Source organism: Streptosporangium minutum (assembly GCF_002149035.1).
Classification (GTDB): Bacteria; Actinomycetota; Actinomycetes; order Streptosporangiales; family Streptosporangiaceae; genus Streptosporangium; species Streptosporangium minutum.
The window spans coordinates 1-4452 of record NZ_NGFP01000411.1; the positions used below are offsets into that span (position 1 = coordinate 1).

The 4452-nt window shown below is 69.1% G+C and carries 5 protein-coding genes; 4 read left to right on the forward strand and 1 reads right to left on the reverse strand.

Annotated features, from left to right (window positions below; translation table 11 throughout):
- Both CA984_RS46840 and CA984_RS42755 read left to right on the forward strand, forming a co-directional pair.
- A partial coding sequence (locus CA984_RS46840) for a TolB-like translocation protein (RefSeq protein WP_165781629.1) occupies window positions 1-945 on the forward strand: 945 nt, incomplete at its 5' end.
- Between the two features lie 130 nt (window positions 946-1075).
- The gene (locus CA984_RS42755; RefSeq protein WP_086579002.1) at window positions 1076-1801 is read left to right on the forward strand and encodes an SIMPL domain-containing protein; all 726 of its coding nucleotides are present in this window, start codon (window positions 1076-1078) and stop codon (window positions 1799-1801) included.
- Between the two features lie 68 nt (window positions 1802-1869).
- Here the strand turns inward: CA984_RS42755 and nadA are convergent, their stop codons facing one another.
- Window positions 1870-3024 carry a quinolinate synthase NadA gene (gene nadA, locus CA984_RS42760; RefSeq protein ID WP_086579004.1) on the reverse strand — a complete coding sequence of 385 codons (1155 nt, stop codon included), beginning with the start codon at window positions 3022-3024 and terminating at the stop codon, window positions 1870-1872.
- A gap of 194 nt (window positions 3025-3218) precedes the next feature.
- On the opposite strand from nadA, the gene erpA reads away from it, so the two are divergent.
- On the forward strand, window positions 3219-3572 hold the full coding sequence (gene erpA, locus CA984_RS42765; RefSeq protein ID WP_012889376.1) for an iron-sulfur cluster insertion protein ErpA: 354 nt from the start codon (window positions 3219-3221) through the stop codon (window positions 3570-3572).
- 141 nt (window positions 3573-3713) lie between these two features.
- A partial coding sequence (locus CA984_RS42770; RefSeq protein WP_086579003.1) for a PfkB family carbohydrate kinase occupies window positions 3714-4452 on the forward strand: 739 nt, incomplete at its 3' end.

A 4452-nucleotide genomic window follows, 5' to 3' on the forward strand; every position in this document is an offset into this window, starting at 1 on the left:
CCCCAGGCGGGGGAGCCCACCACCACACCCACCTCGGCGGCCTCCGGCCCGCCCCGGGCGACCAGGACGGTCAAGCTTCCCGGCAGCTCGATCACGCTCCACGAGAGCGACGACGACCCGATCAAGCTGAGCGCCTACAGCCTCGACTGGGACAAGAACCTCTACGTCCGCGCCCCCGGCGGGAGCTTCGCCAAGAACGGCAAATACTTCCAGTACACGACGAACGCCTCCGGCACCCACGCGCTGGCCACCGACAGGGTCTACGACAAGAACAACTACGCCGTCGTCTCCGTCGTCGACCGGCGGTCGGGCTCGGTGAGCAAGATCAAGATAACCAAGGCGCCGGTCTACCCGACCCTGCCGCAGTGGTCCCCGGACGGCAGGCGGGGCCTGGTGACGCTGTACGAGGCGGTCGGCGACACCAGCAAGGAGTACGGCTACGCGGTCATCGACATCGCCAGGAAGAAGGCCGCCATCGTCCGCGTGAAGGAGAAGGACGCGGGCACCTGGAGCTACTTCTGGCGGGGGGACGGCCGGGCGGTCGGCACCTGGGCGCTGACCGGCAAGACCCAGCGCATCCGTTTCTACGACCTCCAGGGCACCGTGCTGCAGACCCTCCTGGACGTCGGCACCCCGATCACCGTGGAGGGCGACGACATCTCCCCGTCGGGCACGCTGCTCATGACGTACTGCAAGGGGACCGAGCGGGAGATCTGCGTCTGGTCCACCGCCGCCGACGGCGAGGCCAAGGTCAGGATCCCGTTCGCGACCAAGCGGCTCATCGGCTGGTACGACGACCAGCACATCGCCGGCTGGCGGCGCAAGGGGACCGGCTACGAGGCGGTAGTGATCGACTTTCAGGGGCAGGTGAAGCGGGTGCTGGCCACCAGCACCGACGCCAAGGAGTACGAGAAGCAGTTCATGCGCTTCACCCGGGAGGGCTGACGTGAGGGAGCGGACCCACGCCGGGCTGCTCGCCCGGTGGCGGGAGCGGGCGGTGATCTGAAGTTCAAGATATGACAGGGCACACCGGCGGCTCCCCGCCGCCGCCGTCGCCCCGTGATGCCATGCACCTATGATCAAGATTCCTCGCACCGTGGCCCTGGCCGCGCTCGTCACCATGGGCATGTTCGGCGGGATCGCGTCCGCCGACTCCGGTTCCGTTCCCGGTTCCGCGAAGGTGACGGTGAACGACGACCGGTCGGAGATCACGGTCGTGGGGGAGGGGAACCTGTCCTCCATCCCCGACGTCATGCGACTGAACACCGGCGTCGAAGTGCGCCGTGCCGCCGCGAGCGCGGCCTTCTCCGACGCGCGCAAGGCCGCCGCCAAGCTGACCGAGGCGCTGCGCGGCGCCGGGATCGCGGCCAGGGACCTGCAGACCAACGAGCTGTCCCTCGGCCCCGTGTACGACAACTACCCCGTCGTCGCCGGATACCGGGCGGCGCAGGGCGTCGAGGCCGTGGTGCGCGACGTCGACTCCGCCGACGAGGTGATCGACGCGGTGGCCGCGGTCGGGGAGGAGGCCCGGCTGAACGGCGTCTCCTTCGAGGTGTCCGATACCCGCAAGGCGCTCAGGGCCGCGCGTGACGCGGCCTTCGAGGACGCCCAGGCCCGCGCCGAGCAGTACGCCGGGCTGGCCGGCGACGAGCTGGGCCGCGTCGTGTCGATCAGCGAGGAGGGGGTCACGCCGCCCTCGCCGATCATGTTCGGCGGTGCGATGGCGGCCGACAAGGCCTCCATCAGCCCCGGCCAGCAGACCGTCTCGGTCCGCGTCCGGGTGGTCTACAAGCTGCGGTAGCCCCGGGTGAACACGACGGGCCCCGGCGGCCGCAGCGCGCCGGGGCCCGTCCCGCAGGCCGATCCGGGTCAGGGGAGGGCCAGCATCCGCTCCAGCGCCACCTTGGCCCAGTGGGTGGTGTCCTCGTCCACCGTGATCTGGTTGACGACCTGACCGGCCGCGAGGGACTCCAGTGCCCACACCAGGTGCGGCAGGTCGATCCGGTTCATCGTCGAGCAGTAGCAGACGGTCCGGTCCAGGAACGTCACGTTCTTGTCGGGGAACATCTGCCCGAGCCGCTTGACCAGGTTCAGCTCGGTGCCCACCGCCCAGGACGACCCGGCCGGCGCCTCCTCGAGCTTCTTGATGATGTATTCGGTCGAGCCGACGTGGTCGGCCTTGGTGACCACCTCGTGCCTGCACTCGGGGTGCACCAGCACGTTGACGCCGGGGATCCGCTCGCGGACGTCGTCCACGCACTCGGGGGTAAAGCGGCCGTGCACCGAGCAGTGGCCCTTCCACAGGATCATCTTGGCGTTCTCGAGCTGCTCGGCGGTCAGCCCGCCGTTCGGCCGGTGCGGGTTGTAGACGACGCACTCGTCCAGCGAGAGACCCATCTCCAGCACCGCGGTGTTGCGGCCCAGGTGCTGGTCGGGCAGGAACAGCACCTTCTCGCCGCGGGAGAAGGCCCAGTCGAGGGCGCGTTTGGCGTTGGAGGAGGTGCACACGACGCCGCCGTTGCGCCCGCAGAACGCCTTGATGTCGGCGCTGGAGTTCATGTAGGTGACCGGGACCGTGACGCCGGCGATCCCGGCGTCCTCCAGCGCCTCCCAGCACTCCTCGACCTGGTCGAACGTGGCCATGTCGGCCATCGAGCAGCCGGCCGCGAGGTCGGGCAGCACGACCCGCTGCGAGTCGCCGGTGAGGATGTCGGCGGACTCGGCCATGAAGTGCACGCCGCAGAAGACGATGTACTCGGCGTCCGGCCGGGCCGCCGCCTCCCGGGCGAGTTTGAAGGAGTCGCCGGTCACGTCGGCGAACTGGATGACCTCGTCACGCTGGTAGTGGTGCCCCAGCACGAAGACCCGGTCACCGAGCGCGGCCTTGGCCCGCCGGGCGCGCTCCACCAGCGCCGGGTCGGAGGCGGACGGCAGCTCGCCCGGGCAGTCGACACCGCGCTCGCTGTGCGGATCGGTCCCCCTGCCGAGGACGAAGAGCGGAAGCCCGGTCTCGGTGGTCGTCACGGCCACACCCCCTTATCGTCGAACTGACGACTAATCATGACACACAGCGGTGGTCGCTTTATTCCGGGGTCGCGGGGGGTAGTCCGGGACTGAGGAATGTGTAGCTGCCAGCGGGTGTTGGTAGCGTCTAAGAAGGACGTCAAAACAGACAGCCGTTCCGATCGGGCGGTTGACGCAGACGCGGGAGTCACCACATGTCGGTTGAGAGCAGCGAGACCACGGCGCAGGGTCTGATCCTTAGTGACGCGGCCTCCGCCAAGGTCAAGAGCCTGCTGGAGCAGCAGGGCGAGGAGGGCCTCCAGCTGCGCGTGGCCGTGCAGCCGGGTGGCTGCTCCGGCCTTCGCTACCAGCTCTTCTTCGACGATCGTTCCATGGACGGCGACATCGTCACGGACTTCAACGGTGTCAGCGTGGTCACCGACCGGATGAGCGCGCCCTACCTCGTGGGCGCCACGGTCGACTTCGTCGACACGATCGAGAAGCAGGGCTTCACGATCGACAACCCGAACGCCACGGGCTCGTGCGCCTGTGGAGACTCGTTCAACTAGGCGGCGACGCGGCACCTGACGGCCCCGCGGGGTGAGATCTCTCACTCCGCGGGGCCGTCGCGCGTCTGCGGGGTCGCGTATTCTTGCGGGGTTTCACCGCTCGCCCTTCCTTTAGATGCTGACAACGAGGAGAAAGATCCCGTGCGCATCGCCGTCACCGGCTCTATCGCGACCGACCATCTGATGACGTTCCCGGGTCGCTTCGGCGACCAGCTCATCGCCGACCAGCTCGACCGGGTGTCCCTGTCGTTCCTCGTCGACGACCTGCAGGTCCGCCGAGGCGGCTGCGCGGCCAACATCGCCTTCGGCATGGGCTGCCTGGGGCTGAGCCCCATCCTGGTCGGCGCCGTCGGCGCTGACTTCGCCGACTACCGCTCCTGGCTGGAGCGGCACGGCGTCGACTGTGAGTCGGTGTACGTCTCCGAGCTGCACCACACCGCTCGGTTCCTCTGCACCACCGACGAGGATCACAATCAGATCGCGTCTTTCTACACCGGCGCGATGGCCGATGCCCGGCTGATCGAGCTCGGCCCGATCACCCGGCGGCTCGGCGGCCTCGACCTGGTGCTGATCAGCCCCAACGACCCCGAGGCGATGCTCCGGCACACCGACGAGGCGCGCCAGCGCGGCATCCCCTTCGCCGCCGACCCGTCGCAGCAGCTCGCCCGCATGCCCAGCGAGCAGATCCGCGAGCTGATCGACGGCGCCGCCTACCTGTTCGGCAACGACTACGAAAAGGGTCTGATCGAGCAGAAGACCGGCTGGTCCGACGAGGAGATCCTCGACCGGGTCGGCGTCCGCGTCACCACGCTCGGCCCCAAGGGCGTCGTGATCGACCGCAAGGGCGAGCCGCCCCTGCACGTCCCCCCGGCCCCCGAGC

Coding starts and splice junctions, on each gene's coding strand:
- erpA (WP_012889376.1), top strand. CDS start 3,219: ATGTCGGTTGAGAGCAGCGAGACCACGGCGCAGGGTCTGATCCTTAGT.
- CA984_RS42755 (WP_086579002.1), top strand. CDS start 1,076: ATGATCAAGATTCCTCGCACCGTGGCCCTGGCCGCGCTCGTCACCATG.